Genomic DNA, 26,043 nt, shown 5'->3' on the forward strand with positions numbered 1-26,043 from the left:
GGGGGGGCAGGACGCGCGGCGCGCACTGTGCCGGCGCGGCCCCCCCCCCCCCCGGGCGGCCCCGCCCCCCCCCCCCCGCCGCCCGGGGGGGGGCCCCCCCCCCCGCCCCCCCACGACCCACACCACGGTCGTCAGCCGCACCAGCCAAAGGGCGACGAGTACGAGCTGAGCGTCCCGGTCTTGTTCGGCCCGCTGTACGCGACGCCGGAGTAGCGGACGCACTCGCCCGGGGCGTAGAGATAGACGGGCCCGGCGTAGTAGCGGTAGTTGCCCGGGTCCTGGGCGACGCGCCCACCCCTCGTCTCCACCTTGGCGTTCATCCAGGTCGCGACGCCGACATAGCTGGACTTCTCCGCGACGACGCAGTTCATCTTCGTCTGCGCGCTGTACATCAGGTAGATGTGCCCGAAGTACTGGCCACCGCTGGTGAGCAGCACCTTGTCGTCGATTTCCTGGTAGCTGGATCCGCACTGCTCCCCGTACCCGGCTGCGGCGCTGGCCGGTGCCGGGCCAACGGCCGGAGCTCCCGCCGCGACGATCCCAGCCACGAGACAGGCCACCAACGAGCGTCGCATCGTGGACATCAGCCGCACCATCCCGACCTGTTGTCGCCGGCGTTGGAGTCCGTCGGCGGGTAGTAGATGTTGCCGATGACCCAGATGCACTTTCCGCTGGCGTAGGCGCTCACCGGACCGGCGTAGTACCTGTACGTGCCGTGGTCCCGGTCGTTCGCCGCCAGCAGTCGGCAGTTGCTGGTGCCGGATGAACAGACCCACAGCTCGACCGACATGACCTTGCTGACGCCCCAGGTGTTCGCACTCGACACGGTCCGCGCGCAGTTGTATCCGCCGCTGTAGTAGATCTCGACATACCCGTACTTCGTCGAACCGTTGATGGCCACGTCTCCGTACAGGTCGAAGCCACCGACCTTGGAGCCCGAACAGGTCCCGGTCGCGGCCTGCGCTGGCGGGCCGGCGAGGATCGCACTCCCGGTTGTGCTCAGGACAAGCGCGGCGAGTATCGCCATGATCCGCGATCGCAAGGTCGTCAATGGTGCCTCCGTACTCTCGGTGCCCCGCCGGGAGGCGGTTCAGGACCGGCACAGTCAACGTTTGTCCGCAACCGCCGGCCAAATGATTCGAACTGGTTCGAATCCCCGCTGGTCAGCGGCCGCTCGGGAGCCCGCGCACAGGTTGTCCGATGCCAGCCGGACGGAAGCTGGTTGCGTCTGCTTAACCAGCCGCAGTTCGCGCCCGCCGACCCGCTGAGGCAGCCGCCCGGAAGGAACAGGAACGCCGCTGATCAGGCCGGACTTGCGAGCAAGGGCGCCATGGCGCTGTGGCATGATGTCCGCCATGTCTGCCACGCCTAGTCCTGACCAGTCGGGCATAGACCCGCCGACGGTGCTGTTGAGGCTAACCGGCGGACAGGCAGAAGCTGGCCGTGACAAGACGCGCTGGTTCATGTGGGCTGCCGTTGCTGGTGCGCTGGTCGCGGTCGTCCTTGCCACCGTCATGGTCGTGTTTTCCAATGGCGATACCGAGCCATCCCGTTCCCCAGCGGCGGCTCCCATGGCTACGGACGCTGCGGTACCAGAGGCAGCCGAATCCGAGGTGGCCGGTGCGCCGTCGGCGTCCCCTTCCTCCTCGGCCTCGGCGAAGCCGTCCCCTCGTCCTAGCCTGCGCCCGGTCGACCTCATCGCGGGACTGCACACCACGGTCCTCGGGCTCGTTCAGGACGGGGAGTTGAAGCCGGATGCTGGTGAGGAACTGACGAAGCGGCTGAGGGAAGCCGCGGAGAAGCTCGCGGATGGTAAGGCCGACAAGGCCCGGGACAAGCTTGCCGAGTTTGGCCAGAAGGTGGCCAAGCTACGGGAGGAGGACAAGCTCTCCAGCAGCGGCTACCAGTCTCTTGCCGCCGGACTGAGGCAACTCGTGGCGCTGCTGCCCACCCGCTGATTGGTTCGGCGGCTCCACCGCCTTCGCGCCGATCGCCAACAATGCGACAAATAGGTCACGGTTAGTCTCAACTCGGCTCACCACACCGATTTAACAAGGCCAACGCCATCCCGTCTGCCGCCGACCCGCCCTCCTGGGGAGCCGGCCACCGCCCGGCCTGCCACGTCAAGCGGACCTTGACGCACGTTCGGACGCTGGCGGGCCGGGCTGTGGTCTGCTCGGCTCGCCCGGGTCGTCGGCTGGCGGGATGGCGCTGCGCAACCACCCGCGGACCGCGACCCGCCGACGGACCCCTGGCCATCTCGGAGTCGTTGCGCCCCCGCCGGAGGCGCGGTAACCACGACCGGTAGGCCGCCGCAACCCGCCGCGCGGACCCGGCGTGCCCTTCCCTGCGCCGCGCCGCTCGGGCGCGGCCCGGCCGCCTGCCGGCCCACGAACCTCAACCACCCTCGGCGCTACCGTCTGCGGCGGCCCCCGGGCTTCCCGCTTTCCGCGCCAGCCGACGGTCGTTCTGCGTGGCCGGCGTGGAGCGACAGCGGAGCGTCGGACGCGCGCCCAGGCGGCGGCGCGTGCGGCCCGTCTCGGGCCGCCTTGAAGACGTACAGAAAGTTTGAACCAATTCGCCGGCAGCGCGTGTGTCCTCCGTCGACTGATGCGCGACACTCATCCGCCAACTGATCTGCGACACCTTCGCGCGCTGATCGCCAGATCCGCGCACCCGACTGATGCGGGATCACCTTGACGAGCCTCACCAGGGCGCATCATCACGGAGATCTCCGTCGAACTTAAGGGTACGGATCTACTGCGGACTAACGCGGCAGGACGGTCGCGCCGGCCCTCGCCACGATCTCCTGCAACGCGACGACATGCTGGTCGAACGCGGCCCGTCCGACGCTGGTGAGCCTGCCTGACGTGCGTGGGCGCTTCCCGACGAAGCCCTTGCGGATCTCGACGTAGCCGGCCTCTTCGAGCGTCGTCAACTGCTTCGAGAGGGCGGAGTCGGACAGGCCGATGCTGTCGCGGATGAACTTGAAGTCGGCCCATTCCGTGGCCGCGAGCAGTGACACGATCGAGAGCCGGGTGGGGGCGTGGATGAGTTCGTCGAATCGTGGCTTAATCATTTCGGGCCGCCGGCGCGATCGTCGAGCATGAGGCGACCCAGGTACCGCATCAGCAATGGCCCGCCGACGACCATGAATAGGCCGGCCAGGAGAATGCCCGCGGTCGCGGGATAGCGGACCCCGGCGGCCTTCAGCGCGAACGACGTCGGCAACGAGACGGCCAGGATGCCCGCGACGAAACCGAGAATAGCCAGGACGCCGGTCGGCCGGAGCAGGTCGTTGCGCGGCTGGGCGCGCCCGACGATGCCGAGCACGAGCCGGCCCGTCACGATGAGGGTGCCGAACACGAACGCGGCCGTTGCGATGCCGATCACCAGTGGCCGCCGGGTCTCGACGGCGACCGAGAAGCCAACCATGAGAACCGCGGTGGCCCACCAGAACCAGGTGGGGATGATCGTCAAGGTGACCACTTGCTCCCGGCGTCGGGCGATCTCCGTCAGCGCCCCGGCGGCCTCGTCGGGGCGTACCTCGTTGGCCATGACCCACCTCCATGCCTGTGCGGACAGTACTTTCTCACGTGGAACGTAGCATTCACTTTCCCGCCCGGCAAGTAGTTGCTCGATCCGCGCGCCGACCGCAGGCGTCTGCGGAGCAGAGCGCTGACCTGCGCCATGACGGAGCTTGCTCCGCTGCCTGATAGTCCCAAGGTCGGACAATCGTCGTCGCGCATAACGCCCGACCATCGGCAGATCCGCACGTCCCGAGGCGCACTGATGGGCCCCTAGCTTCATCGCGCGGTTGCGCATCACGTGGCGGAGATGTGTCGCGCATCAGTTGTCGGATCACACGCGGCAGCGCGTGTCCGACTCCGCTTGATGCGTTACACGGTGGCTTCACTTGATGGGTGACACTCCGCCGAGTGCTGGTGGAGTTGAGCGTGACGGAGCAGCGTTACCGGGCAGTACTGGAAGTCGAAGCTGGCTTGTCGGTGACGGAGGTCGCCGAACGGTTCGGCGTCTCGCGTCAGGCGGTGCATCGCTGGTTGGGCTGGTATCGCGATCACGGCTTGGACGGTCTGGCCGACGGATCGCACCGACCGCATGCGCACCCCGCCCAGACTCCTGATGAGGTGGAGGCGCTGATTTGCGAACTGCGACTCCACCATCCCCGCTGGGGCCAGCGGCGGTTGCACTACGAGCTGGGCCGCCGCGGTTGCCCGGGCCCGGTGCCATCGTTGAGCACCATCTACCGGTACTGATGCGACACGGCCTGATCGACCCGACACCTCGTCGGCGCCGGCGAGAGGACTACCGGCGGTGGGAACGCGGCAGGCCGATGGAGTTGTGGCAGCTCGACATTGTCGGCGGTATCCAGCTCGCTGACGGCGGCGAGGCAAAGGTCGTCACCGGCGTGGACGACCACTCCCGATTCTGCGTTATCGCCCAGGTGGTCCGTCGCGCCACCGGCCGGGCCGTCTGTCACGCCTTCGCCGGGGCCCTGCAACGGTTCGGGATTCCGGACGAGGTGCTGACCGACAACGGCAAGCAGTTCACTGCCCGCTTCGGCCGCGGTGGCGGCGAGGTGATGTTCGACCGGATCTGCCGAGAGAATGGCATCACCCACCGGCTGACCAAGCCCCGCTCACCCACCACCACTGGCAAGGTCGAGCGATTCCACCAGACCCTGCAACGGGAACTCCTCGACGATGTCGAGGTCTGGGCCAACCCGCAAGCAGCCCAGGCCGCCATCGACGCCTTCCGGCACGAATACAACACCGAACGGCCCCACCAGTCCCTCGCGATGGCGTTCCCGGCGGACCGGTTCGCCGCCCAGCCGACCGAGGAGCAGCTGCCGCTGCGACTACCTCCGTTGCTGTCCAGCACCATTCCCGCACCCCGCCGACCGCTGCCGACCCCAGCACCGACGCCTCCGCCATCCGTGGGGCACACCGTCGCTCCAGCAGTGCCAGTGGCTGTCGGCGACAGCGTCCGCCTAGCCGTGGAGGTCGCCCGCGTGATTCCCGCCTCGGGCAACCTCGCCGTCTGCGGGCAGCAGTTCTGGCTCGGCCCCGCCCATGCCGGGCGCACCATCACGCTCTGGGCCGACACCACCGTCATCCACCTGCTGCTGAACGGCGCCCGCCTCAAGTCCGTCCCGTCCCGGCTCACCCTCGACCACCTGCGGCAGCTACTCGCCGAGGACGGCCAGCCTGCCGGGCCCTCACCCATCGCCGCCGGCCCGGCCGAGTCTGGCGGCCCGATCGAGGTTGACCGGATCGTTACCGCCAACGGGCTCATCGCCCTTGCCGGCAGGCAACACCCGATCGGCTACCACCTCGCCGGGCGGCGGATCACCGCCCGCCTCGATTACGGCGTCCTGCAGATTCTCGACACCGGCCGGACCCTGCTGCGCAGCCTGCCCAACCCACTCACCAAGGCCGACCTGGCCCGCCTCCGCGATGCCCGTCCCGCCGGACCACCACCAGCCCCGGCCCGCGACGCTCAACGCGTCGAGCGGCGGGTCAGCAGCCGCGGCAGCCTCGTCATCGCCGGTCAACGCATTCACCCCGGCATCGCCCACGCCGGTCGCATCGTCACTGTCGAAGCCACCGACGCCACCTTCCGCGTCTACGACGGCGACCAGCTCCTCATCGAGGTCGCCTGCACCACCACCAAGCCCATCGCCCGGTTCAAAGCCCGTAAGCCGGAACCACCACGGCAGACGACGATCGGCAAGCGAGGCGGACAATGACCCTCTACCGTCTCGGCGACCGATGCCATACTCCTCGAATGCCAGACGGAGCCACAGCGACTCGACTGGTCACAGCGGTGGCACGCCAGCATCTGCAGCCGCTTGGACTGCATCGGCGAGGCGCATCACGCGTCTGGATCGATGACCGAGGCTGGTGGCTGATCGTCGTTGAGTTCCAGCCTTCCCGCTCGGAAGGCACCTATCTCAACGTTGGCGCGATGTGGCTGTGGCACGAGCGCGACCACTGGTCATTCGACGACGGCAGCCGCATCTACTGGCGCAACGACGCCGCCTTCGTCACACAGCCGCCGGTCGGCGAGGTCGGCTGGACGAGCTTTCTGAACTTCGTCAACGCCGAACAGTTCACCCGCGACATCACCACGGTCGCCGGTGTCGCCGCACAACGGGTCGACCAGCTGCGCAGCCAGTTCCCCGACCCCGCAGCCGCCGCTCGCCAGCTGGCCTCCCGCACGACCAGGCACGGCGAGTCGCCCTGGTGGCACGCCTACCACACCGGGGGCGCAGCAGCGCTAGCTGGCGACCCCGACACCGCACGACAAGCGTTCCACCGCATCACCGTCGGCAACCTAGACCCGGACTGGGCCCACGACCTCGCCCAGCGCGCAAAACAGCTAGCCGACCTCGCCGACGACCCACCTGCTTTGCAGCAGCGCGTCATCGAAGTCATCCACGCAACCCGCCAGCGACTCAAACTACCGCCGGCCACGCCCCATCCCATGCCCACACCGCCGGCGGCCTAGCCATCGAAGCGAGAACATCAGCGGTGGAGCAAGCTCGCGGACTACCCTGACCACGAAGATCGTCTAGCCGGACGTGTCACCCGTCATTCGACACCGATCCGTAACGCATCAAGTGGAGCCCGACATCGCCGACAGCCGGTTGTCGTGTCTCAGGACCTGGGTGACAGATCGGTATCAGGACCTGGGTAACACTCCGCCACTTGTGGCATTGGCCCGACGCCTGGCCAAGGTCGACGAGCTGATCAGAACTGGCGGCGACGGCTTGTAGGAACTGACGGCCTCTACCGTCGCCCCCACGGGCGAGGCCGTTCGACCCCTGGCCGCAGCAGCACATCCACATCCCCCAGCGCTGTCGGGTGGTACGACTGGTCAGAGCTGACAGAAGCGGCAGAAACGGGGCGAACCGATGACGAGTGGCGCAGCCCGGCTGATGCGGAGACCGGAGGAGCAGCGGACGACGTTCCTGGACCTGTTCCTCGACCTGGTGTTTGTCTTCGCGCTCTTCCGACTCTCGCTAGGGCTGCGACTGCATCTGGACTGGATCGACGCCTTCCAGACGCTGCTGCTGCTGCTCGCCATGTGGTGGGTGTGGGCCGCGACGGCGGGGGTGGTCTACAGGTTCGAGCCGCGACGGCCGGCGATACAGGTGCTGGTCATCGGGTGCATGTTCGGCAGCTTGGTGCTGTCGGCCGCAGTGCCTGAGGCGTTCGGCGGGCATGGCTTGGTCTTCGCCGGCGCGTACGTCGCCGTCCAGGTCGGTCGCAGCCTGTTTCTCGTGATCGTTACCCGTGGCGACAAGCGGCAGCGTCCCGAGATGCGGGTGCTGCTCTGGTTCGGCGTGTCGGCGGTGCCGTGGATCGCGGGCGCAATTGTGCAGGGTTGGCCGCGTGGGGTGCTGTGGGCGCTAGCGGTGGCCGTGGACTACACGGCGGCCAGTCTCGGCTGGCCCGCGCCGAGGCTGGGCCGCGGCAATGCGGCGGAGTTTGGGATCACGGGCGAGTTCCTGGCCGAGCGCTATCGGCAGTTCTTCATCATCGCGCTCGGCGAGTTGATTCTGGTGACGGGGCTGGGGCTCAGCGAGCACACCTTCGAGGCTGACCGCAGCGCGGCGGTCGTGGTGGCGTTCACGACCACGGTGCTGCTGTGGCGGATCTACATCCACCTCGCTGGGGAGGTGTTGGGCGGGGCCGTCGCCGCGGCCAATGATCCGCTCCGCGTTACCGTTTTGGCGACAAACGCTCACCTGGTCATGGTCGCCGGCATCGTCCCGATCTCTGTCGGCGTCGAGCTCATCATCGAGCACCCATCCGGGCACACACAGCCGACGTGGATCGCCGTGATCCTCGGCGGACCCGCACTGTTCCTCGCCGGACGGGCCATCTTCGAGTACGCGGTGTTCGGCCGGGTGTCCCGAAACCGCGTGGCCGGGGTCCTCATGCTCGCCGCCATCTCGCCGGCAACGATCTTCCTGCCGCCGGTGCTCGTCGCCGGCGCCGCTGCTCTCGTCCTGGCCGGCATCGCCGTATCCGACACAGCCCGTGCCCGAGGACGTCCACCCGAGCCGCCCTCACCACCCGGCTAGCCAGAAGTGTCACCCACGTCCCGAGACTGTTCTGTCACGGACGTCCTGAGACTCGACATCGCCGGCAGCCGGTCGGGCGGGCTCCCCCTCACCTGCGGTGCGTTGAACGTCTCACGCACGGTGGAGAATGGTGGTGCGACGACGGATGCGGGAAGGGACGCCGAGTGGTGGACGACCTCGGATGTCGCCGCCTACCTCGGAGTCCAGGTCTCGACGGTCACGAACTACCGAAAGCGTGGGCACGTGCCCGAACCTGACATGACTGTTGGCCGTACACACATGTGGCGGCCGGCCCGGATCAGATCATGGCAGCAGGGTCGTCCTCGGCCTGGCGTCGGTGGTCGACGGGCAGACCAGTCCGAGTCCAAGTCCGACTAGCTGCAAGTCCCTACGCCGCGAGGGTTCGAACTTCTTCCAGGTACGACGAGACTTCCGGCTGATCCGGATAGCGCTGGGCCAGGAGGCTAGTCAGCTCACGAGAGCACATCAGCAGGGACGGCGGCGACTTCCGGTCACCTTGCAGGGCTTGGCGGCCGTGCGCGATCGCTGACTCCACGTCGCCTGTGCGAGCAGCGGTCACGCCGAGCGTTACCCGAGCTTCCGCTATCCGCATTGGCTTACGTTCCTGCCCGTTCGGGTCGGTCGATGACTTCAGGACCTCTCGGGCGTACATCTCGGCAAGCCGATCCTCGCCCGCGATGCGGTAGCAATCCATGGCGTAGAAGTCGAACTTGGCGGGGTCGACCACGAATCGGTGATCGGTGTCCTCCGGGTAAGGCAGGGATTCCAACAATCGGTGTCCACGGTCGAGAGAAGTCTCTACCTGGCGACGGTCGCCGAGTCGCGCCCAAGCCTTCGCCTGCTGGGCGGCGAGCTGCATCGCCGCTCCATCGTTCGCTGCGGTCGCCTCAACAGCCTCGGCAGCTGCGATGACGCCTCGATAGTCTCCCTGCGTCAACGCGTACCAAGCGCGCATCGTTTCAGAATGCGCAAGTGGCTGCCGCTGCTGACGGTCTGCCTGGGTACGTTCATGCTCCTGGTCGACGTCACGATCGTGATCGTCGCCCTGCCCGACATGGTCGACGACCTGGGCGCGTCCTTCCGGGCGTTGCAGTGGGTCATCGACGCCTACGCCCTCGTGCTGGGCGCACTGGTGCTCGGCGCCGGCTCGATCGCCGACCGGGTGGGGCACCGCCGGGCGTACGTCGTCGGGCTGGCGGTCTTCGCGGTGTCGTCGCTGCTGTGCGGTCTCGCGCCGAACCCGGGCGTGCTGATCGCCGCGCGCGCCGTACAGGGCGTCGGGGCGGCGGCTATGTTCGCGACCACGTTCGCCCTGCTCAACAGCGCCTACGTCGGGCGTGACCGGGGAAGCGCGTACGGCATCTGGGGCGCGGTGTCGGGCGCCTCGGCCGCCGTGGGCCCGATCCTCGGCGGGCTGCTCACCGAGGGCGCGTCGTGGCGCTGGATCTTCCTCGTCAACCTGCCGGTCAGTGCCGTGGCCATCCTGCTGTGCGCCACGACGCTCACCGTCGCCCACGCGACCGTCCGGGGCCGGATCGACGTCGCCGGTATGGTGAGCTTCACCGCCGCCGCGGGGTGCGCGACCTATGCACTCATCCGGGCGAACGAGGACGGCTGGTCGGCAGCCGCCGTCTGGTGACTGCTGGTGGTGGCCGCGCTCCTGCTGGCCGGGTTCGTCACGATCGAGGCACGCACCCGGAACGCCATGTTCGACCTCGCCCTCCTGCGCGACCGCTCGTTCGTCGCGGTCCTGCTCGCCGGGCTGCTGCTGACGTTCGCGGCCTTCACCACCCTCACCTACACCTCGATCTGGTTGCAGTCGTGCTGGGACTGAGTCCGCTCGCGGCGGGGCTCACCGGCCTGCCGATGTCCGTCACCGCGTTCGCTGTCTCGGCGGCGCCGGGTCGGGTGCTGCACGGCCGCAGACCAGACCTGGTGATCGGCGCCGGTCTGCTGTTCGTCGGCCTCGGCAGCCTGCTCACCGCGGCGCTCATGCACGGTTCGGCCAGTTGGCCGGCGCTGCTGCCGGGGCTCGCCCTGATCGGTGTCGGCGTCGGCCTCGCGACGCCCGTCCTCGGCTCGGTCTCCATGTCCCTGGTGCCCGCCGAGCGCGGCGGCATGGCCGCCGGAGCCGTCAACACCACCCGCCAGCTGGGCTTCGCGTTCGGCGTCGCCGCGCTGGGCAGCGTCTTCACCGCCCAGGCGCAGACCATCCTGGCCGGGCGTGGCATTGCGGACCCGGCACACGTCGCGCACGCCATCGCCGGCGGGCAGACACCCGGTCTGCTGCGCGCCACGCCGGCAGCCGGGCGGCACCTGCTGGACAGCGCGGCGCATGCCGCCGGGGTGGCGGGTGTCCAGGCGACCTTCGCCGTGGCCGGAGCCGTCGGCGTCCTCGCCAGCTTGCTCGTCATCGTCCTCATGCGACCCGGCCGGCCGCGAACCGCCGCCTCGACCGCGCGTCCGCCCGTCGCGGAGGGCGCGGGACGCTGACGGCGCCCCCGAACGCGAACCTGCCGGGCCGAGCGGCGAGGCGCGGGCAGGCATGGTCGCGGCCGTAACGGGAATCGGAGGGCCGCCAGCAGCACGCACGGAGGAGGCGCAATGACGGACCCCGGGTCGAATCGTGCCCGCCTGCCGGGATCGCCGCTGCCGGACGTGGCGTCCGCGGACGGCGGCTTCGCCGTCGTGGAGATGTTCACCTCCCAGGGCTGTTCGAGCTGTCCTCCGGCCGAGGAGGTGCTGACCGAGATCGAGCGTGACGCGCGCGCCCAGGGGCAGCCGGTCTTCGCGCTCGGGTTCCACGTCGACTACTGGGATGATCTGGGCTGGCCCGACCGGTTCGCCGACGCGGCGTACACCGCGCGGCAGGAGGCGTACGCGCGGGCCTTCGGCACCGGCCGCCTGTACACCCCCCAGATGGTCGTCAACGGCACCGTCGAGTTCGTCGGCTCCGACCGTCGACGGGCGGCGACCGCGATCGCGTCCGCCCTCACGTCGGCAACCACCACACCGTTCACACTGTCGGTCCAGGACTACGCCGGAGGTGCGGGCGCCGGGCAGCGGGTCGTCCTGGGCTTCGAGACCGAGCGGCCCACGGAGCGTGCGGTGCTGAACGTGGCGATCGTCGAACGCGGCCTGGAGAGCGAGGTCGCCCGGGGCGAGAACGCCGGGCGGACGCTGCGGCAGGACAACGTGGTGCGCGCCTTCACCTCGCTGGGTCTGGACGCCGAGCGCGGGCAGGTGGAGCTGGAGGCGCCGCCAGATCTCGATCCTCGGCAGGCCACTCTGGTGGGTTACGTGCAGAACAAAGGTGACCGGGCGATCGTCGCCGCCGCCGCGGTCGACCTGTCCGCCGTCGCGCGATGAGAGTGGGCTGATTGCGGTGCGTGAGCGGGCATCGCGTCACCATGGCGCTCTGGCCGAGGCGGCCTCGCCAAGCTAAGGTCCGGGAGCATGTCAGGACGGTGGAGGCGGGCACTCGGAATTCTGGCGGTCGGGCTGTTCCTGCTCGGGTGCTACGGCTGCTTCACCCGGAGATTGCCGGTCTGGCAGATCGTTGCCCTGGGCACCATCGCAACATTCGGCGCGGTGGCGTGGACGGCGCTGACGGTGACGAAGGCGGTTCGGGACCGCGGTCCCGCCCAGGCGACCGCCACGGCGTACCTGGACGCGCTCGTCGCGGCCGAGTTCACGGTCGCGTACGAGTTGCTCGCCGAGCAGCGTCGGCAGGCCAGCGACCTGCCGACCTTTTCCGAGCTGCACTCCGGTGGCCAGCGGCTCACCGGCTATTCGGTCGAGGGGACAACGATAGTCGGCCCTGGACAACCTCGTGCCGAGGTACTGACGCAGGCCCGCTTCGTCGATGGCGAGGTCGCGCCGCTGAAGCTGCTGCTGATCCGGCAGGCCGACGACCACTGGCGGGTCGCCGACTGGCACGCCGGCGAGCGGTGGTAGTTCAAATCGCGACATCAGCACGCAACCCGTGGGACACATTGACGGGAGTCATAGCCCTCGATTACCGTGCCGACTGAGAGAGCGCTCTCTCACCGCATCTTCTCCTCAATTCAGACAACGTGTCGGAGCCGGCAGGCCGGCATCCCGACACGCGATGGAGGCACCGTGAAACCTCCCGTCCCCCACCGCCGTTGGGTCCTGGCCGCCACCACCGCTCTGGCCCTGGTCGTCGGCGGCCTCACGATTTCCCTCACCCGTCCCGCCGAGGCCGCCCCCGTCGGCGCCGGCAGCTACACCACCACCCCGGTCGGCCCGCTCCCCACCGGCTGCGGCCCGATGTCGAGCAACCCCCGACAGTTCGCCACCGCCAACGCGCCAGCCGGTGCGGTACCCACCAACGACTGGTGGTCCTCACTGCTCTGGAAGCGCACCGACTGCGCCTTCAGCGAACCCCTGCACGCCCACCCGCTCTCCTACGACACGTTCACCGACGGCCTCGGCTTCTCCGCCAACTCCACGCCCGCCATCAGCGGCACCTCGACCGGGGTCGGCGAGTACCACTACCCGTACGTCCAGGACATCCGGGTCGGCGTCGCCGGGCTAGGAGCGCCCGTGGTCAAGGTCGACGGCTGGACCGACTGGACGGTCAGCCCACACTGGAGCGACGGAGCGCGGACCATGCGCGCCACCATCGGCCACGGTCTGCCCTTCGCGTACTTCCAGACCACCGGTGGGGACGCGGTGATCAGCGCGACGGGCACCGCGGACGTCTGGTCCAACAGCGGCGCCACGGTCGGCTTCCGGGTCAACGGCCACGACTACGTCGGGTACGCCCCCAGCGGCGCCACCTGGACCGTCAGCGGCGGCCGGATCTCCTCCACCCTGGCCGGCCGGGGCTACTTCTCCGTCGCCCTCCTGCCGCCGTCGACGTCGGCGGCCGAGCGCGCCGACCTGGCCTCCACCTACGGCCGGTACGCGCACGCCCACGTCACCGGCACCCAGGTCTCGTACGCCTACAACCCGGCCACCAGCGGACTGACCACCACGTACGCGTTCACCACGACCGCCCGGGAGGGAACCGCCACGCAGACCGTGGTCAGCCTCTACCCGCACCAGTGGAAGTCGCTGACCGGCTCCACCCCCATCACCCCGACCTACCCGTCGGCGCGTGGCCGGATGAAGGTGCTCACCGGCGTCAACCAGTTCCGTACCGCCATGAAGTTCCAGGGGGTCCTGCCGGAACTGCCGGCCGTCGCCGACGGCAGCGGCGCCGACCTGACGACGCTCACCAACCACCTGGCCGCCGCCCGCGCGAACCCGATGGACCAGCGCGGCGGCGACACGTACTGGACCGGCAAGGGACTCGGCCGGGCCGCCCGGCTCGCCGAGGTGGCCGACCTGGTCAACGACACCGCGACGCGGGACAGCGCGCTGAACGCGATCCGCAGCACGCTCACCGACTGGTTCACCGCGTCGAGCGGCAAGACCGGAAGGGTCTTCTACTACGACGGCAACTGGGGCACGTTGATCGGCTACCCAGCCTCGTACGGCTCGGACCAGGAACTCAACGACCACCACTTCCACTACGGCTACTACATCGCCGCCGCGGCGACGCTGGCGAAGTTCGACCCGGCGTGGGCCGCCGCGAGCCGCTACGGCGGCATGGTGGACCTGCTGATCCGGGACGCCAACAACTACCGCCGCGACGACACCCGCTTCCCCTACCTGCGCGACTTCGACATCTACGCCGGCCACGACTGGGCGTCCGGGCACGGCTCATTCGGCTCCGGCAACAACCAGGAATCGTCGTCGGAGGGGATGAACTTCGCCAACGCCCTGATCCAGTGGGGACAGGTGACCGGCGACACCGCCGTCCGCGACGCCGGCATCTTCCTCTACACCACCCAGGCCGCGGCCATCCAGGAGTACTGGTTCGACGTCAGCGACCAGAACTTCCCCGCCGCCTTCGGGCACTCGACGGTCGGCATGGTCTGGGGCGACGGCGGCGCGTACGCCACCTGGTTCAGCGCCGAGCCGGAGATGATCCAGGGCATCAACCTGCTGCCGGTCACCGGCGGACACCTCTACCTCGGCAACAACCCGGCGTACGTACGGACCAACTACGCCGAACTGGTGCGCAACAACGGTGGGCAGCCGACGGTCTGGCAGGACATCCTCTGGCAGTTCCAGGCCCTCGGTGACGGCGACGCGGCGCTGGCGAACCTCCGCGCGAACCCCAACTACACGGTCGAGGAGGGCGAGAGTCGGGCACACACCTTCCACCGGATCCGCAACCTCGCGGCGCTGGGCACCGTCGACACGACGGTGACCGCCAACCATCCACTGTCGGCGGTGTTCTCGCGCAACGGGGCGCGCACCTACGTGGCGTCGAACCCGACCGCGACGGCGATCACGGTGAACTTCTCCAACGGCACGACGCTCGCCGTACCGGCCGGACGGACGGCCACCACCGGGGCGTACACCTGGAGCGGCGGCAACGCGGCCGGCGGCGTACCCCCGGGGACCCCGCCGCCCACCACACCCCCTCCGACGGATCCGCCCCCGAACCCGGGCTCTCCGACCCGGTACCTGCTGCCCGGTGGCGGGCTCGGCGCGGCCGGCGGCGCGGCCACGACCACGGTCGCGGCCGCCAACGGAAACCACGATGGTACGCCGACCAACCCGCAGGTCTTCACGGCGACCGGCCTCAACCTCGCCTACTCCGGCGGGCAGACCACCTTCGACCTGTTCCTGGACGCCGGCACGGCGGTCGGCAACGGCGTGCAGGTGCGGATCTCGTACGACCTGACGGGCAACGGCAGCTGGGAGCGGGTGGAGACGTCGCGCTACTTCGCCACCGACCCTGTCCCCGGCTACGAGCACTACACCCAGAACGCCGGCCTGGCTTCGGCCACCGGCACGTTGGGCACCCTCAGCAACGGCACGGTCCGGGTCGAGGTGTGGTCGGCGATCGGCAACAACCCGAGCACGGTGGGCATCGGCAACCAGTCGGTGCTCCGGCTTCCGTACTCCTGATCCACCCGTCCGCGCCGCCGCCGGTTCGGTATGGCCGGCGGCGGCGCGGCGCAGGGTCATCGGGGAGTCGGGCCGACCTCCACCCGGTGGCTCTCGTTGTCGGAGAGGAACGACGCCAGCTCCCGCCCCTGCTCGACGACGGCGGTGCGGTCGGCTCGGGAGAGGCGACGCAGCGGAATGACCGTCACGGCGCCGGCCTCGACGTTCCAGGTCGCGGCGACCCGACCGTCGACCAGCACCACGCGCTCGCCGGCGACCGACAGACCACGGTGCGCATCGTCGATGATCCGGCTCCGGTCCTGGTATCCGAGTATCGCGTTGTCAAAGGCCGGCAGGAACCGCACCGGGGCGGGTGTGTCGGGGTCGGGGCGCGGCGCGTCGGGAAGGTCCAGCAGCTCACGGCCACGATCGTCGCGGAACGTGATCAACTCGCCGCGCATCGCGGCCACCGCGGCCGGCAGTCCGGCGAGGCCGCACCAGGCGCGCAGGTCGGCCGTGGCCGCGGGACCGTACGCGGCCAGGTAGCGGCGTACCAGCGCCTGGCCGACCGGATCGGTGTCCTCCAGGGCCGGCGGGTCGATCTCCCGACCGAGCCAGGAGGAGAGCAGGACGTTGCGCACTCCGGCCCTCGTGCGCCACAGTCCGCGCGGCGGCAGTTGCACCATCGGGACGAGGGCGGCGATCACCATCTCGCCCAGTGCCCGCGTCCCCGGCGTCGGCCAGCGCTCGGCGAGCGCCCGCGCCAGCTCGGTCATCGAGCGCGGCTCGTCGTCGGCCATCACGGCCCGGCCGGCCGCGGCGAGTTCGTCGAGGTCCACCCCGTCCAGCTCGCGGCGGTAGGTCCCGAGCACCCGTTGGCGCAGCATCGCATCGTGTCGGGCGCGCCAGGTCAGTGCGTCGTCCGCGGTGAGGAGGTGGACGGTGCGGCGCATGAGGTGTGTCCGCACCAGGCTTCGCTGGATCAGCAGGTCCGAGAGCACCGCCGAGTCGAACGCGCGCAGCCTCGACCAGAGCCCGACGAACGGTTCCTGCGGTTCCTGCGCCTGCAGACCGCCGATGTGGGCGACGGCGTCGGGGACCGGTACGTCCGCGCGGTCGAGCAGCAACTGCCGGGCGAGCGTCGCGCGGTTGAGCGCGCGGTTGTCGAGCACCGTCATCGGGCAACAGTCGCAGGTGAAGCGGCCAGGGTCTGGCCGCTTCTCATGGCAGTATCGGGACCCATGCTGAAGACCTCGGCGCGGCTGCTGTCGTTGCTCTCGCTGCTCCAGGCACGCCGGGACTGGCCGGGGGCGCTGCTGGCCGAACGGCTGGACATCAGCCCGCGCACCGTGCGCCGCGACGTCGACCGCCTGCGTGAGCTCGGCTATCCCATCCTGGCCACCAAGGGTCCCGACGGGGGCTACCGGCTCGACGCGGGCGCGGAACTGCCGCCTCTGCTGTTCGATGACGAGCAGGCCGTCGCCCTCGCCGTGGCACTCCAGATCGCCACGACCTCCGGCGCCGGCATCGAGGAAGCCGCGGCGCGCGCGCTGCAGACCGTCCGGCAGGTCATGCCCGCACGGCTGCGCCGTCGCATCGACACCATCCAGGTCACCGCCGTCGAGCGGCCGGCGACCCGATCGAGCCCACAGGCCGACAGCGGCGTGCTCATGGCGCTCAGTGCCGCCGTCCACGCCCGCGAGGTGCTGCGTTTCGACTACGGCCCCGCATTCCCGCCAGCGGCCAACGACGATCAGGCCGACAGTGCGCCGCGCCGGGTCCAGCCCCACCACGTCGTCACCTGGGGAGGGCGCTGGTACCTCGTCGCCTGGGACCTCGACCGGGAGGACTGGCGCACCTTCCGCGCTGACCGGATCACGCCCCGCACCCCCACGGGGCCTCGCTTCACCCCACGGCAACTACCCGGTGGGGACGTGGCGGCCTTCGTGGTCAGCAGGTTCCACGGCCCCGAAGGCTGGCCTTGCCGGGGCGAGGTGATCCTGGACCTCCCCGCCGAGGTCGCAGCCCGTTACACCAGCGACGGACTCGTCGAGGCCCTCGGCCCGGACCGCTGCCGGCTCATCGTCGGCTCGTGGTCATGGCCGGGCCTGGCCTCCGCCATCGGTCGGTTCGACGCCGACATCGAGGTCGTCGGGCCGACCGAGCTCAGAGAGGCCTTCGCGCGGCTGGCCGACCGCTATGCCGACGCCGCGGCCGGCGCACCCCCCACACCACCTCGACCGGTCCGGACGGGCCGATAACCCGCTTGCGCCCGTCGCGGCTTGTCGACAGGGTCGGGAGCCATGAGCGACATGTGGGTGGACCCCACCGACGATCCACGGACCTACGGCAACCCGAAGGGCGAGAAGGCGACACTGCAGGAGTACCTGCGGAACTACCGGTTGACCCTGGACATGAAGTGCGCCGGTCTCGACGCCGAGCAGCTCGCCCGCCGCTCTGTGCCACCGAGCACCATGAGCCTGCTCGGCCTGATCCGGCACCTTGCCAAGGTGGAGAACCAGTGGTTCCAGCGGGTGCTGCGCGGCAGGACCGACCAGCCGCGCCTGTTCAGCCGGGACGACGACAGGGACGCGGACTTCACCGACGCGGTCGCCGACCCCGCGGTCGTCGAGGAGGCGTTCGCCACGTGGAAGGCGGAGATCGCGGCGGCCGATGAGTGGCTCGACGCGCTCGACGAGGACGACCTCGGGCGGGAGGTGCCGATCGGCGACGACACGGTCAGCGTCCGCGACGTCCTCGTTCACATGATCGAGGAGTACGCCCGGCACGTCGGCCACGCCGACCTGCTCCGCGAGTGCGTCGACGGCCGCACCGGCCAGTGAGTCGGGGGAACGACCAGGGCCGCTCGAGTCGGCCGGCATCCGCGTGAGCGGGTGAGCGGCGGGGGTGTGCCTCCCCCGCCGCGAACCCGATCACTCGCTGCGTGCCGTCTCCGGGCCGGTGATCCTTTCCAGCAACGGCAGGGTGGACGCGATGATGCCGAGGCATGCGGCCAGGCCGACGATCACGATCGCGTAGAACCCGAGGCCCGGCGCGGTGAGGGTGTAGTCCAGCTGTGCCTTGAGGAACAGTTGGGCGGACACGAAACCCATGCCGATCGCGACCACGGCGACGGCCAGCATCGGTACGGCGCTTTCCAGAGCGACCACACGGCGCAGGACCCGCACCGGCGCCCCACTGAGGCGGAGCAGGCTGAACGGGCGCCTGCGTTCACTCAGACCGCCGACCACGCTGACCGCCAGGCTGCAGCCGGCGAGGCCGAGGCTGGCGACGATGATGACGTTGGCCAGCTGCTTCCAACCACGCAGCTGATCGGTGAAGGACGACTCGAACTCACCGGGAACGGTCGGTGCCACCCAGAAGTCCGGGAAGGCCAGCGAGAGGGCCGTGCGCGCCCGTTCCAGCGGGGCTGTCGAACCGTCCGTGCCGACGACGATCGACGCCACCGGCAACCGCTGGAGGTCGTCGAGGGAAACGGATGCGGCGGGCCACACCCGGGAGGCGGACGCCGACTCGTCGAACGGGATGAAGTTGTGGGCCACCGCCGCCACGGTGGCGCCGTCGGCGCATCGGCCGTACGCCTCGGGAATGTCGGTGCACGCGAGCACGCCGGGATCGGCCATCCGGTCCGGGTTCCGGTGGACCACCGTCGCGCTCCGCACGCCCGGGATCGAGCGCAGCTCGACCAGCAGTGAGTCGGGCACCGAGAGCTCGTCGTCAGAGAAGCCGGTGGAGAGGGTGGCGGCATCCGTCGACTCGATCCGGGCGGGGCCACGGTTGGCGACGATCGTGGTGATCACACCGATGGCCACACTCGTGACGAAGAGCGCGAGCATGATGCCGCTGATGGCCCGGAAGCCGGCCTTCGGGTTGTCGGCGAGGCGCCGCGCCGCGATGAGTGCCGCGGGCCGCCGGGCGCGGCTGGCCATGACACGGGCGCCGACCATGGTGAGCCAGGGTCCGGCGAGGACCAGACCGGTCATGATGAGCAGGAGACCAGGCAGGAACGCGGCGGTCTGGCCATCCGACGTCTCGGGCCTGCGGCCGATGAAGTAGGCCAGCTCGGCCACCCCCAGCGCGAGTGGGATCAGCCGGTAGGCGCGGGGTGGACGGGGGGTGACCTGCCGCGTGACGCCGAGCGGGGAGATCCGGACGCGTCGTAGCGACACCCAGGCCGCCAGCGCCGCTCCGGCCGGCACGCCGAGCGCGACCACCAGGATGTCCAGCGGTCTCAGGACCATGTCGTCGGGGAAGAACCGCATGCCGGTGAACGGGATGGCGGCGAGCTGGCCGCGGAACGCGAAGAACAGCGCGAAGCCGAGAGCCGTGCCCGCGAGCGCCGCCACGGCCGCTTCGGTCGCCGCGATCACCGAGATCTGCCGGGGCGTCGCGCCGACCAGCCGCATCGCCGCGAACCGCTGCTCCCGGCGGGCGGCGCTGAGCCGGGTGGCCGTGCCGATGAAGATCAGCACCGGAAACAGCAGCCCACCGGCTATGACACCGACGATGAGGTCCACGACCGTCTCCGGCAGCGCGTGGGTGTCGTCGCCGACGCTCGTGAGCTGGCGGACATTTGGCAGCGTCGTGGCCTCGTTCACGGTGTGGCCGACGATGACGAGGAGGGCGTCCGGTGACGGCAGCGCGGCCGAACCGATCGTGCCGAGGTTTCGCCCGGGGTAGCGATCGGCGAGTTCGGCGGCAGGGGTCGCTGCCAGCAGCGTGCTGAACTCCGGTGAGACGTAGTACTCCCCCGGCCCCGGGGTCTCCGGAATGCCGACCGGCGTCGGCGAGCCCGGGCCCGAGGCGGCGACGTCGATCCGTACGATCTGCTCGCCGCGGAAGTAGTCCTCCCGCGTGGACCACCACAGTGGATCGCCGCCACCGTCCGCCGACGGGCTGGGATACAGCGACGCGTACCGTGTGAGCTGCGCGTTCACGGCGTTGAGGCCCGCGAGGGTGACCAGCAGCAGACCGGCGCCGACCGCCACGGCGGTGGCGATGATGATGAGGCGGGTGAGTGCCTCCCGCCCGCCGGCCACGGCGAGGCGGAGCCCGAAGCGGATCATGATGCGATCCGGTCCGGCGCGTTCACGCGGCCGTCGCGCACGATGACCTCGCGATCGGCGTACGCGGCGACCCGTGGTTCGTGGGTGACCAGGATGACCGTCGTGCCCTGCTCACGAGCCGCGGTGACCAGCAGGTCCATGACCTGCTCGCCGGTGAGCGAGTCGAGCGCGCCGGTCGGCTCGTCGGCGAAGAGCACCTCCGGCCCGGCGACCAGGCCCCGGGCGAGGGCGACCCGCTGGGCCTGCCCTCCGGAAAGCTCACCTGATCGGCGCTGCTCCAGCCCTTCCAGGCCGAGCCGCTCGAACCAGCCGTACGCCTTGCGCAGCGCCTCGGTCCTGCGTGTGCCGTTCAACAGCAGCGGCAGGGCCACGTTCTCCGCGGTGGTCAACTCGGGGACGAGCTGCCCGAACTGGAACACGAACCCGAAGCGGTCCCGGCGCAGGCTGCTGCGGCGGGCCTCGGTCATGGAGTCGACCCGAGCCCCGTCGAACAGGACCTCGCCGGAATCCGGAACCAGGATGCCGGCCAGGCAGTGCAGCAACGTCGACTTACCCGACCCGCTGGCCCCCATGATCGCGACGATCTCCCCCGAGTCGACGGCGATGCTGGCGCCGCGGAGCGCAGGTGTCTGGCCGAAGGAGAATTCGACGTTCCTCGCTTCGATCGCGATGGTCATTGCCGTACCGCCTTCGTGAGGGCGTCCAACCGGGCGCCGGTCATCTCGATCCACCTCAGGTCCGCCTCCAGGTGGTACAGACCGTGATCGGCGAGCAGCGCGTCGACGAGACTGCCGGTGCGCTTGATCTCGGTGAGCTCACGCATCCGCTGCAGGTGCGCGCCGCGTTGGGTGTCGAGGTATTCGCCGGCGGGGCGGTCCAGCATCAGCGCGAGCACGACCTTGGCGAAGAGGACGGTCTGCAGGTGCGGTTCCGGTTCGACCGGCTGGGTCAGCCACTGCTCGACCTCGGTCGCGCCGAGGTCGGTGATGATGTAGCGCTTGCGGTCGGGCCCTTCGCCGGGGCCGACCTCGCTGATCACCACCTTGCCGTCGCGCGCCAGGCGGCTGAGGGTCGAGTAGACCTGCCCGAACGGCAGCGGCTTACCGCGGCCGAAGTAGGTGTCGTACTCGCGCTTCAGGTCGTACCCGTGGCTGGGTTCCCGATCGAGCAGGCCGAGGAGGGTGAGTGGAACGCTCATGCCAGCACCATACACCGGGGGTATACACCGCGTATATACGCCCGGGTTCTACGTCCGGGGCCGCCGTGGCCTCATGCATGTACGACGGTCCCGTGGCGTAGCGCGTCGAGCCTTCCTGTCCTGGCGACCCGAGCGAAGGCATGGGCGCTCGGTTTCGGGGTTCTGCGCAGGTCGTGGTCGTGGTCGACCGCGATCAGTCCGAACTTGGGGCGGTATCCCTCGGCCCATTCGAAGTTGTCGAAGGCGGACCAGTGCAGGTAACCGCGAACGTCGACTCCTTCCGATCGGGCCTGCGCCAGTGCGGCGAGATGCGTTTCGAGGTAGTCGACCCGCTCGTGATCGTCTTCGGTGGCGATGCCGTTCTCGGTGACGTACAGCGGGAGCCCGGCGGCGGCAGCACGGTGCAGCTGTTGGCGCAGTCCGTCCGGATGGACCTCCCAGCCCATCTGGGTCAGTTGGGCGCCGGCCGGCGGTTCGGCGAACAGTGTCGGCACGGCGGGATCGACCCATTGCCGGCGGTAGTACTGGACGCCGAGGAAGTCTCCAGGGTCGGGTCCGGTGAGCCCGTCGAGGTACAGGTCGACGATCTCGGTCCGCAGAGCGCGGCAGAACGCGACGCAGCTGTCGTCGTCACGAGCCGGGGTCAGCAGCGGCAGCTGCACGGCGAGGCCCGCCCTGGACCGGGCTCCTCCATCGCGGATGGCCCGTACCGCGGCGTGGTGCGCCTCCAGGAGCACCCTGCCCACCCGTTTCCACAGGATCGGGTTGGTCATCCCCGGCGGGTGGTAGCCCTCCAGATAGCCGTGCAGGGCGATCATCTGTGGTTCGTTGATAGTGCAGACGAAGGGCATCAGGTCGCCCAGCTCCGCGACGACCCGGTCGCAGTATCGGCTGAACAGCTCGACCGCATCAGGAGCGAGCCAACCACCCCTCGCGGCGAACCAGCGCGGCAACGTGAAGTGGTGCAGGGTGACGAATCCGGTCATGCCGGCGTTGGCGAGCGCGGTCAGGACCCGGCGGTAGTGGGTGAGGGCGCTGCGGCTGAACTCCCCCGGTGCGGGTTCGATACGGGACCACTCCAGCGACAGGCGGTGGGCGTTGTGGCCCAGTGACTTCAGCAGCGCGAAGTCGTCGGCATACCGGTGCAGGTGGTCGATGCCGTCGTGGGACGACTGTTGCGCGGCCGTACCGGGGGCGTGTTCGAAGTCCCACCAGTCGTTGTTGACGTTGCCGCCCTCAACCTGGTGCGCGGCTGTCGCGGCACCCCAGAGGAAGTTCGCCGGAAAGTCGGATCCCAACGGAGCCGGCGCACTGCGACCGTCGGCGACGTCTCGGGTGCTGGTCACGGCTGCTCCTCATCGGTGCGCGGGTTACGGGCCCGGTCGCCACTCGTGGACTGAGCGGCGACCGGGCCCGTCGGATCAGTTACCCGTCCGCGGTGCCAGGAACGTGAACGAGCCGGAGGGAACGCTGTAGACGGCATAGTCTCCGTCGACACGCAGGAACGTGGCCCGGGCCGGAGGCGCGTCGAGCCGTCGTCCTCCCGCCGGCACCCACACCTGTGCGCTGGTGTTGGTGGGGACGTCGACCGTCAGCTTGAATCGTCGATCCGACGTGCTCCACTCGGACCGCGCAACGCCGTGTGGTGTCTGGTAGCTGCCCTTCACCGAGGTCAGGTCCCCGACCACCTTGGGCTGGATGACAAGGCGTCGGTAGGCGGTCGAGTCGTCGGCCTCGCGGATGCCGACCAGACTCCCCTGGAACCACTCCTCGATCTGGGCGAGGATCATGTGGTTCTTGGAGTCACCACGGTTCCACCGTTCGCCGATGGTGGTCATGCCGTTCGGGTTCGCGACCGTGGGTTCCATGAAGAACCCGTAACTCGGTTGGTCGTTCTCCTGGAGCAGGTCCCACAGGACGTCGTCCCTGCCGCCGTCGGCGAGTGCCCGGACGGTCGGTGCCATCCCGATGGTGCCGCCGCTGAAGTGTGGACCGTCGCCGACCGGGTGGAACGCGTACACGAGCTCGACGAGCGCGTCGAGGACGGCGTTACGTTCGGTGTCCGGGACGAGCCCGGCGTCGAGGGCGAGTGCCTGCGCTGTCTGCGTTGCGCCCGTGGTCCCGGCGTTGCCGTCCGCGGTGTACCGGCGTAGTTGCTGGTTGTAGAAGTGCGCGTTGAACGCCTGCTTGATCTCGTCCGCGAGCGTCCGGTACCGAGCGGCGTCGTCGACGTGGCCGGTCAGCTGCGCCATCGTGGCCAACTTGCTGATCATCGTGTAGTAGCCCCAGGTACCGGTGATTCGGCCGGATGTCTGGTCGGCGGCGACCCAGTCGGCGAGGGCGGCGTCGACGATGTGCGCGTCGGCTCCGGTCCCCACCTTCTGGCGCTGGATGTAGTCGGCGAAGGCGACCATCTGGTTGTAGTACCGCGCCATCGTCGCGGTGTCGCCGTACAGTTCGTACAGCATCGACGGGACGAGGATGATCGCGTTGCCCCAGTTGATCTCGTCGCCGAAGCGTCCGCTGTAGCCCCAGTCGTAGACCGGGGTCTTCAGCGCGACGTTCCCGGCCATCGGTGTGTCAGCCAGAGACTGCCCCTCGACGAGGTGTCGCATGGTGGTCCGTAGGTAGGCGCCGAGTTCGTAGTTGCGGTGGATGGCACCCATCGGCATCGTGTAGTCGGCCGGGTACGACAGCTTCTCGCGGCCGGGGCAGTCGGTGAACACCGACATGATGTTCGCCGCGAAGGAGTACCTGGCCATCTTGTGGACGCGGTTGACGCGCGCGTTCGAGGTGGTGAAGTCGCTGGCCGACGGGGTGGCGGCCTGCAACCGGAGCCCCTTGATGAGGTCCTTCGTCGGGACGTACCCCTCGGGCAGGCCGCTGACCTGGACCCACTGCATGCCGAAGTAGTTGAAGTCGGGATGCCAGGTCTCCCCGCCGCGTAGTCCGGCGGTGGTGTACGTGTTGAACAGGTCGCGTCCCCGGCTGCCGCCGCCGCCCATGAGCGAGGCCTGGTCCACGGTGCCGTCCGCGGCCAGCGACTCGGCGGGTGACATCCGGATGGTGACGCCGCTCGGCACGGTCCCCTTGAGGCGCAGCTGGGGCCAGCCGACGATGTTCTGGCCGAAGTCGAACACCCAGGTTCCCGGTGCCGGGTTGGTCATCGAGACCGGTGTGAACGTTTCGACGACCTTCACCGGTTCGGCGGTGCGGGCGACGAGCCTGGTGGCGAGGTTCGGGGGTGGCGCGATGCCGGCGTCGACCCAGGCCATGGCGGAGCCGTCACGTCGCTTGGCGGCGGCCGTCAGGTTGGCCCCAGCCGCGTCCCAGCCCACCTGCTCGCGGCGCGCGTCGTGGTCCGCCCCGGAGTACCACGCGTCGGTGACCAGGGCGCCGAGTGCGGTCCGCCATCTGCGGTCGGAGACGACGACGTCGGTCGAGCCGTTGGTGTAGGAGATTTCCAGCCGCGCGATCATGCGGGGGGTCACCGCGGCGCCGGCGCTCGCATCGCTGGCGGCGACGTTGTTGCCCGATCCGGTCACCGCCACGCCGGCGGTGTGCGGCTTGGACAGGCCAGGGGTGAACGAGATCCCGGTTCCGTCCGCGCCAGCGGTGCCGATCGCGGTGATCGTGCGGGATTCGAGGCTGTCGCCACCGTTGCCGGTGTCGATGTTGATCGTGCCGCCAACATGGTAGTTGGCGACGCTGTCCAGCTGCACGGTCGTGGCATCGGGTGCGGCGTCGGCGGCCAGAATGCCGTTGCCCTTGAGCTGGCTCTGCCACCACGAGTACGGCGCCGTCCGGCCGACGGCGGGGTTGGTGACGCTTCGCCGTACGTAGGCGGGGCCGTTGCCGAGCCGAACACCGAGCGTGTTGGCTCCGGTGCGCAGGTCGCCGCTGACGTCGTACGTGCGGTACTCACTGGAGAGCTGGTAGTTGGAGTTACCCGGTGCCAGAACCTCGTCGCTGAGGGATCGGCCGTTGAGGGACGGCAGGTGCAGCCCGACGCCGGAGAGGTAGAGGCGGGCGCTGGCCACGCGCTTGTTGCGATCGATGTCGAACTGGCGAGCGAAGATCGGCATCGGCTGGGATTCCGTGCGACCGGGGTACTCGATCCACCGGGCCGATCCCCAGTCGCTCTGCTGGAGCAGGCCCGTCTCCCACGTGGATGGCTCGCTCCAGTCCGATGGCTTCCGGTCGGCGTCCCAGACCCGGACCTGCCAGAAGACCCTCTCGCGGGAGGTGAGGGTCCGACCGGCGTACCGGATGCCGGACTGGTGGTCGGACTGCACCCTGCCGGAGTCCCAGGTCAGCCTTCCGCCGGTGAGGTTCCGCGCGCTCGTCGCGGTGCGGATCTGGTAGGCGGTCTGCTTGTCGCCCGGGCAGGCCAACCGTGCACCGGGTCGGCGGCAGGGATGGGCGGCGGCCCGTTTCGTTTCGGTGATCCGCCAGCCCAGGGATGGGTGGGCGTCGTCGATGCCGAGCGGTTCATCGTGTCGGTCGTTCACCCGAAGGTCGACGACGCTGACGGCGGCCGCCTGGCGGCTGGCGATGGACGGCGTGGCGTTGAGCGTCTGCGACGCGACGAGTGTGACCGCCACTCCCATCACCACGAGCAGGCGTGTCCGTCTCCTGGATTTCTGCACAGG

At 69.7% G+C, this 26,043-nt stretch carries 22 protein-coding genes and 2 pseudogenes; 13 read left to right on the top strand and 11 right to left on the bottom strand.

Annotation, left to right across the window (positions count from 1 at the left end; translation table 11 throughout):
• Positions 1-131: 131 nt before the first annotated feature.
• Positions 132-584 (bottom strand): hypothetical protein, encoded by a 453-nt coding sequence (locus ACFYPS_RS25095; protein WP_354968067.1) that lies wholly within the window; start codon positions 582-584, stop codon positions 132-134.
• Positions 584-1,051 (bottom strand): hypothetical protein, encoded by a 468-nt coding sequence (locus ACFYPS_RS25100; RefSeq protein ID WP_354968066.1) that lies wholly within the window; start codon positions 1,049-1,051, stop codon positions 584-586. Before ACFYPS_RS25100 ends, ACFYPS_RS25095 begins: the two co-directional genes overlap by 1 nt.
• Positions 1,052-1,174: 123 nt before the next feature.
• On the opposite strand from ACFYPS_RS25100, the pseudogene ACFYPS_RS25105 reads away from it, so the two are divergent.
• A pseudogene (locus ACFYPS_RS25105) lies at positions 1,175-1,249 on the top strand (DUF4440 domain-containing protein); the annotation flags it as partial.
• Between the two features lie 106 nt (positions 1,250-1,355).
• Positions 1,356-1,958: an FIMAH domain-containing protein gene (locus ACFYPS_RS25110; protein WP_387327332.1), complete on the top strand. Its 603-nt coding sequence runs from the start codon at positions 1,356-1,358 to the stop codon at positions 1,956-1,958.
• Positions 1,959-2,767: 809 nt separating this feature from the next.
• Here ACFYPS_RS25110 and ACFYPS_RS25115 read toward each other — a convergent pair.
• A complete protein-coding gene (locus tag ACFYPS_RS25115; RefSeq protein ID WP_354968064.1) occupies positions 2,768-3,079 on the bottom strand; it encodes a transcriptional regulator in 312 nt (103 codons plus the stop codon).
• On the bottom strand, positions 3,076-3,558 hold the full coding sequence (locus ACFYPS_RS25120; protein ID WP_387327335.1) for a hypothetical protein: 483 nt from the start codon (positions 3,556-3,558) through the stop codon (positions 3,076-3,078). Before ACFYPS_RS25120 ends, ACFYPS_RS25115 begins: the two co-directional genes overlap by 4 nt.
• 380 nt (positions 3,559-3,938) lie before the next feature.
• On the opposite strand from ACFYPS_RS25120, the pseudogene ACFYPS_RS25125 reads away from it, so the two are divergent.
• The 3 genes and pseudogenes from ACFYPS_RS25125 to ACFYPS_RS25135 all read left to right on the top strand — a co-directional run bounded on the left by ACFYPS_RS25125 (position 3,939) and on the right by ACFYPS_RS25135 (position 8,113).
• Positions 3,939-5,770 (top strand): annotated as a pseudogene (locus tag ACFYPS_RS25125) (IS481 family transposase).
• Between the two features lie 77 nt (positions 5,771-5,847).
• On the top strand, positions 5,848-6,531 hold the full coding sequence (locus tag ACFYPS_RS25130) for a hypothetical protein (RefSeq protein ID WP_354968838.1): 684 nt from the start codon (positions 5,848-5,850) through the stop codon (positions 6,529-6,531).
• A gap of 406 nt (positions 6,532-6,937) precedes the next feature.
• A complete protein-coding gene (locus tag ACFYPS_RS25135; RefSeq protein ID WP_387327338.1) occupies positions 6,938-8,113 on the top strand; it encodes a low temperature requirement protein A in 1,176 nt (391 codons plus the stop codon).
• A gap of 388 nt (positions 8,114-8,501) precedes the next feature.
• Here ACFYPS_RS25135 and ACFYPS_RS25140 read toward each other — a convergent pair whose 3' ends face one another.
• Positions 8,502-9,089: a hypothetical protein gene (locus ACFYPS_RS25140; RefSeq protein ID WP_387327341.1), complete on the bottom strand. Its 588-nt coding sequence runs from the start codon at positions 9,087-9,089 to the stop codon at positions 8,502-8,504.
• A 9-nt stretch (positions 9,090-9,098) separates the two neighbouring features.
• On the opposite strand from ACFYPS_RS25140, the gene ACFYPS_RS25145 reads away from it, so the two are divergent.
• The 6 genes from ACFYPS_RS25145 (at position 9,099) to ACFYPS_RS25170 (ending at position 15,127) form a co-directional block, all read left to right on the top strand.
• Entirely contained in the window at positions 9,099-9,773 is a 675-nt protein-coding gene (locus ACFYPS_RS25145) for an MFS transporter (protein ID WP_387327344.1), read from the top strand.
• Between the two features lie 6 nt (positions 9,774-9,779).
• The gene (locus ACFYPS_RS25150; RefSeq protein WP_387327347.1) at positions 9,780-9,968 is read left to right on the top strand and encodes a hypothetical protein; all 189 of its coding nucleotides are present in this window, start codon (positions 9,780-9,782) and stop codon (positions 9,966-9,968) included.
• Positions 9,956-10,627 (top strand): hypothetical protein, encoded by a 672-nt coding sequence (locus ACFYPS_RS25155; RefSeq protein WP_387327350.1) that lies wholly within the window; start codon positions 9,956-9,958, stop codon positions 10,625-10,627. Before ACFYPS_RS25150 ends, ACFYPS_RS25155 begins: the two co-directional genes overlap by 13 nt.
• A gap of 111 nt (positions 10,628-10,738) precedes the next feature.
• On the top strand, positions 10,739-11,503 hold the full coding sequence (locus ACFYPS_RS25160) for a DUF1223 domain-containing protein (protein WP_387327353.1): 765 nt from the start codon (positions 10,739-10,741) through the stop codon (positions 11,501-11,503).
• A gap of 87 nt (positions 11,504-11,590) precedes the next feature.
• Positions 11,591-12,091, top strand: a complete 501-nt coding sequence (locus ACFYPS_RS25165; RefSeq protein WP_387327356.1) for a hypothetical protein — start codon at positions 11,591-11,593, stop codon at positions 12,089-12,091.
• 165 nt (positions 12,092-12,256) lie between these two features.
• Positions 12,257-15,127, top strand: coding sequence for a glycosyl hydrolase (locus ACFYPS_RS25170; RefSeq protein ID WP_387327359.1), 2,871 nt, complete (start codon positions 12,257-12,259; stop codon positions 15,125-15,127).
• A gap of 56 nt (positions 15,128-15,183) precedes the next feature.
• Here ACFYPS_RS25170 and ACFYPS_RS25175 read toward each other — a convergent pair whose 3' ends face one another.
• On the bottom strand, positions 15,184-16,284 hold the full coding sequence (locus ACFYPS_RS25175) for a winged helix DNA-binding domain-containing protein (RefSeq protein WP_387327362.1): 1,101 nt from the start codon (positions 16,282-16,284) through the stop codon (positions 15,184-15,186).
• A gap of 63 nt (positions 16,285-16,347) precedes the next feature.
• Here ACFYPS_RS25175 and ACFYPS_RS25180 point away from each other — a divergent pair, with 63 nt between their 5' ends.
• Together ACFYPS_RS25180 and ACFYPS_RS25185 are read left to right on the top strand one after the other, a co-directional pair.
• Positions 16,348-17,367: a helix-turn-helix transcriptional regulator gene (locus ACFYPS_RS25180; protein WP_387327365.1), complete on the top strand. Its 1,020-nt coding sequence runs from the start codon at positions 16,348-16,350 to the stop codon at positions 17,365-17,367.
• A 42-nt stretch (positions 17,368-17,409) separates the two neighbouring features.
• Positions 17,410-17,949, top strand: coding sequence for a DinB family protein (locus tag ACFYPS_RS25185; RefSeq protein WP_354965670.1), 540 nt, complete (start codon positions 17,410-17,412; stop codon positions 17,947-17,949).
• A gap of 90 nt (positions 17,950-18,039) precedes the next feature.
• Here the strand turns inward: ACFYPS_RS25185 and ACFYPS_RS25190 are convergent, their stop codons facing one another.
• The 5 genes from ACFYPS_RS25190 to ACFYPS_RS25210 form a co-directional block, all read right to left on the bottom strand.
• Positions 18,040-20,193 carry an FtsX-like permease family protein gene (locus ACFYPS_RS25190; RefSeq protein WP_387327367.1) on the bottom strand — a complete coding sequence of 718 codons (2,154 nt, stop codon included), beginning with the start codon at positions 20,191-20,193 and terminating at the stop codon, positions 18,040-18,042.
• A complete protein-coding gene (locus ACFYPS_RS25195) occupies positions 20,190-20,870 on the bottom strand; it encodes an ABC transporter ATP-binding protein (RefSeq protein WP_387327370.1) in 681 nt (226 codons plus the stop codon). Before ACFYPS_RS25195 ends, ACFYPS_RS25190 begins: the two co-directional genes overlap by 4 nt.
• Positions 20,867-21,391, bottom strand: coding sequence for a PadR family transcriptional regulator (locus tag ACFYPS_RS25200; RefSeq protein WP_387327373.1), 525 nt, complete (start codon positions 21,389-21,391; stop codon positions 20,867-20,869). Before ACFYPS_RS25200 ends, ACFYPS_RS25195 begins: the two co-directional genes overlap by 4 nt.
• A gap of 71 nt (positions 21,392-21,462) precedes the next feature.
• The gene (locus ACFYPS_RS25205) at positions 21,463-22,737 is read right to left on the bottom strand and encodes a glycoside hydrolase family 1 protein (protein WP_387327376.1); all 1,275 of its coding nucleotides are present in this window, start codon (positions 22,735-22,737) and stop codon (positions 21,463-21,465) included.
• A 75-nt stretch (positions 22,738-22,812) separates the two neighbouring features.
• Positions 22,813-26,040, bottom strand: a complete 3,228-nt coding sequence (locus ACFYPS_RS25210) for a family 78 glycoside hydrolase catalytic domain (protein WP_387327378.1) — start codon at positions 26,038-26,040, stop codon at positions 22,813-22,815.
• Positions 26,041-26,043 lie beyond the last annotated feature (3 nt).

The organism is Micromonospora sp. NPDC005087 (assembly GCF_042872965.1).
Lineage (GTDB): Bacteria > Actinomycetota > Actinomycetes > Mycobacteriales > Micromonosporaceae > Micromonospora.